Here is a 3,357-nt window from a genome sequence, read left to right on the forward strand (position 1 = left end):
AATTGTATTCCGGAAGGTTAACGGTTAAAGCCACCACGTCAAGCAACTTAATTGTATTTGTCGTCATCTCTTATCCTCTCGAGTTTCTATAAAGGATAGCAAGTTGTTAATTTTGGCATATTAGAGTCACGTTCAATAATCCAGCCACTCCGAACCCTTGCACTTCTATCTTGCCATTCGAGCGTGAAATCTAAAATATAACGTTGTCCAAATTCATCTCGTCGTCCCAATTGAGCTTCATGGCTTCTGACGACTTCGAGAAGTATTTGGCGTAACTCCTCAGCATTCTCAGCAGTCATACCTAGTATCGATAAAAAGAGCCGATCTTTGTGTTTTCCCTCATCATGTTCACCGATTAAGACAGTAGTCGCGCAGTTTCCGAATATCAACGACGGCAATTTCTGCATTTGGAATTAACATCGGATGTTGCACTTACTAATAAAGCCACCCTACTTTGAGGATGGCTGGAAATAAAATGTCAATCTGCTTTTGACATTTAGCGAGTTTTAGATTATAAGGTTTGGCGATCGCGCTGACAAAGCAAGTTCAACAGTTCCGTAGGAATCTCCTGGTAATGTTCCAGCAGAAAGTCCATTAACGCGAGATGGCGCAGATCCGTTGGCTTGGGACGCCGATAGTTTCTACCCCGTTTAAACCACCGTCGAACTGTAGATTCAGAACGAGAGCAAATGAAAGCCATCTCCTCGTGAGTCACCTGCCATTTGGCGTAAAACTGCTGCGGCGTCATTCCTAAAGAGCAATACCCGTAGAGGTCGATTAAAGTTTGCTGTCGCGCGGTGAGAGGAAGGGGAGTCATGCTGCTTCCTCCATCCGTTCGAGGTCATCTTCCCACGCAGTATCCGCAACAGTCCAAGCGTAACTGGGAGAGAGACAATCGAGCCAAATCAAGTAGCACCAAGTCCAAGCACACAGATGAGGTGCAAAACTGTAGAATCTGCCAATGGCAATTCCCCAGTCTGTCTTGTCGCCGTCGGGAATCCAGCGCAGTTTATCGCCGTAAAAGAAGCGCGGAGGATTGACAAAAGGGAATATTTCTGGTAATAAAACCGATAGTTTTCGGCAGGTTGGGTGAAATAAGTTGGGAGAGATGTCCGCGCTACCGTGACGGATGGCGTTTAAGTAGCCTGCGATCGCCATCCCCTTCAGGTTAGCCGTTAAGTCTCGGATCAGCATGGCGGCTAAGCTTTCAACTTCTGTTTGGGCGAGGTTCATTTGCACCGCATCGAAGTCAGCGCTGGAGTAGCTTTGGAGTTGGGTGAGTAGATTTGCGATCGCAAAATCCTCCAAGGCTTGCTGATACCCATTTTGGTACGCAGAGGGGCTGTCAGTTGGACAGCTTGGTTTTACCATTGTTAGAGTCTCCTGATTATTTGGGAGCAATAGCCAGCGCTGAACTGTCCAAGGTTGGGGCGCTGGCTTTTTGCTTTTTGATTTTGTACGTTATCTATCATACTTGATTTTGTACAAAATCAAGCAGAGATGCCAAAAGAATCAAATAGACAGATAATGAGAGATTGTGTTAGTGAAGGAAAACAACGATCTCAGAATCAGAGAAAAGACTATGCCGCGTGGTGGTCGCAGAGAAAGCAGTGGACGCAAACTGAAATGGAATCTGGGGAAAACTAAGGCAGTTAGGATTCCGGAAGCGATCGCAGATACGATTCTGGAGGTTGCTAGACGGCTAGATGAGGGAGAGAGTATCAATTCGGTGATTATTCCTTCTTCAGAGATATTGACAGTGCAGCTTTCCCCTGATGAGTTGGGGGAATTCAAAGGTCACTCCAAATACTCATCAGCTTGAGGCGGGACGAGTTGGAGGGAAAAGGACAATTTGAACAGTGTCAGGCTAAAGGCGATCGCATTCAACAATTACAGCAACAGATTGAGGCGTGGGAAGCAATGCTTGAAAAGTTAGGTGGGAATGAATGAGCTAGCAGAAACACTGTTTAACATTGCTAGCACTAACTTTGTATAGCGCCGTTCGCAGTTAAGTCAAAATCGATCAACCCTGTGTCAAACTGGAGGTTAGCGGTGTTCAACAAGGTTTACAGAATCAATGGCAGAAAGCCCTACCATAGGGGTGAGAATCCCCCCAGAATGGCTGGAGGAGATTAACGAACTCTGTAAGCAGACTGGTAAAACTAAAACTCAGGTAATACTTGAGGCGTTAGCGCAATATTTGGGTAAGAATACAGTAACCGGAATCAATGCGGATATCGAGACAATTCGTAACGTGCTACGCAGCCATGACCAGCGATTGGAAGCAATAGAAAAAAAATTGAATAGGGAAAGCTTTGAAAAGTAACTTACATCGCAGTAAGTCAGCCAGAGGATAGGATGAACGGTAAATTAGGGAGAGATAGCTATGAATCAAGTGATAATTAAAGACCTCGATCCCATAATTATTGAGAAGCTAAAAATTCGCGCTCAAAGTCAGGGTAGAACTCTCGAAGCCGAGTTAAAAGTAATTTTAGAGGCGGCGGCTGAGGGAGTGGATCGAGCGGCTCTAAAAGCAGCAGCATGGGATAGAATTGAGCGATCGCGGGCTAAGTATGCAGGTCGAACTTTTAGCGATAGCGTGGAACTTTTGCGAGAGGATAGACAGCGTTGACTCAATTTGTTGTGGATGCCAATGTAGGAATTAAGTGGGTAGTGCCGGAAATTCATTCTGAAGCTGCACTGCGGTTGCGAAATATTGACTATAATCTTTTAGTTCCAGATTTCTTTTTTCCAGAGATTGGCAATATTCTTTGGAAGCGAGTGCGGCGTGGGGAAACGACTTTAGAATATGCTCAAGAGGATTTAGCTGCGTTGATGGGACTTGGGTTAGAGATTCATCAATCTTTACCGCTGATGCCGCAAGCTTTAGAAATTGCAGTACGAATAGAGCAAGCAGTTTATGACTGTGTTTATTTAGCGCTTGCTGTTAGTCAAGGATGCCAGATGGTTACGGCTGTTTCCAATAAGTGATATGATGTCCGTTGAATTGCCCATAATAAAAAAACCTTACCCTCTTGTTGCGTAGGGACACGGCATCCTAGATTTCTCGGACAAACAGATAACTTTGATTTTGCCGTGTCCCGGCTGCTAATTATGGGTAATCGACCGGACATGATATGACAAATTCTCCTCTAATATCGGCTTCTTCTTTATCTTCTGAGTAGAATGTAATATCTAACATTAGTCTTCCTTCTTAGCCTCAGATTCCATAAACTCTTTTACCGGGACATTTTCTGCATAGGCGATATCATACTCATCAGTAGGTTTTATATTGCTTATGCCGTCACCATTTCAGGTGTTGAATCAGGAGACACAGGCTCAAAGTGCAACACCATA

The 3,357-nt window shown here is 44.6% G+C and carries 8 protein-coding genes; 5 read left to right on the top strand and 3 right to left on the bottom strand.

Going from position 1 to position 3,357, the window contains the following annotated elements; translation table 11 throughout:
- Positions 1–86: 86 nt before the first annotated feature.
- The 3 genes from ACE1CM_RS12140 to ACE1CM_RS12150 form a co-directional block, all read right to left on the bottom strand.
- Entirely contained in the window at positions 87–407 is a 321-nt protein-coding gene (locus tag ACE1CM_RS12140) for a DUF6883 domain-containing protein (protein WP_374877731.1), read from the bottom strand.
- 104 nt (positions 408–511) lie between these two features.
- Positions 512–817 carry a helix-turn-helix domain-containing protein gene (locus tag ACE1CM_RS12145; protein ID WP_374877732.1) on the bottom strand — a complete coding sequence of 102 codons (306 nt, stop codon included), beginning with the start codon at positions 815–817 and terminating at the stop codon, positions 512–514.
- Positions 814–1,371, bottom strand: coding sequence for a hypothetical protein (locus tag ACE1CM_RS12150; protein ID WP_374877733.1), 558 nt, complete (start codon positions 1,369–1,371; stop codon positions 814–816). The genes ACE1CM_RS12145 and ACE1CM_RS12150 overlap by 4 nt, the downstream gene beginning before the upstream one ends.
- A gap of 211 nt (positions 1,372–1,582) precedes the next feature.
- On the opposite strand from ACE1CM_RS12150, the gene ACE1CM_RS12155 reads away from it, so the two are divergent.
- The 5 genes from ACE1CM_RS12155 to ACE1CM_RS12175 all read left to right on the top strand — a co-directional run bounded on the left by ACE1CM_RS12155 (position 1,583) and on the right by ACE1CM_RS12175 (position 2,991).
- Positions 1,583–1,822, top strand: a complete 240-nt coding sequence (locus ACE1CM_RS12155; protein ID WP_374877734.1) for a hypothetical protein — start codon at positions 1,583–1,585, stop codon at positions 1,820–1,822.
- Positions 1,819–1,950 carry a hypothetical protein gene (locus ACE1CM_RS12160; protein ID WP_374877735.1) on the top strand — a complete coding sequence of 44 codons (132 nt, stop codon included), beginning with the start codon at positions 1,819–1,821 and terminating at the stop codon, positions 1,948–1,950. The genes ACE1CM_RS12155 and ACE1CM_RS12160 overlap by 4 nt, the downstream gene beginning before the upstream one ends.
- Before the next feature lie 127 nt (positions 1,951–2,077).
- The gene (locus tag ACE1CM_RS12165; protein ID WP_374877736.1) at positions 2,078–2,326 is read left to right on the top strand and encodes a ribbon-helix-helix protein, CopG family; all 249 of its coding nucleotides are present in this window, start codon (positions 2,078–2,080) and stop codon (positions 2,324–2,326) included.
- 60 nt (positions 2,327–2,386) lie between these two features.
- Complete coding sequence (locus tag ACE1CM_RS12170) at positions 2,387–2,632, top strand: hypothetical protein (protein WP_374877737.1); 246 nt, start codon at positions 2,387–2,389, stop codon at positions 2,630–2,632.
- Positions 2,629–2,991 carry a type II toxin-antitoxin system VapC family toxin gene (locus ACE1CM_RS12175; RefSeq protein ID WP_374877738.1) on the top strand — a complete coding sequence of 121 codons (363 nt, stop codon included), beginning with the start codon at positions 2,629–2,631 and terminating at the stop codon, positions 2,989–2,991. Before ACE1CM_RS12170 ends, ACE1CM_RS12175 begins: the two co-directional genes overlap by 4 nt.
- The last annotated feature ends 366 nt before the right edge of the window (positions 2,992–3,357 follow it).

Origin of the sequence: Microseira sp. BLCC-F43 (assembly GCF_041929235.1) — a bacterium.
Taxonomy (GTDB): Bacteria; Cyanobacteriota; Cyanobacteriia; order Cyanobacteriales; family Aerosakkonemataceae; genus Microseira.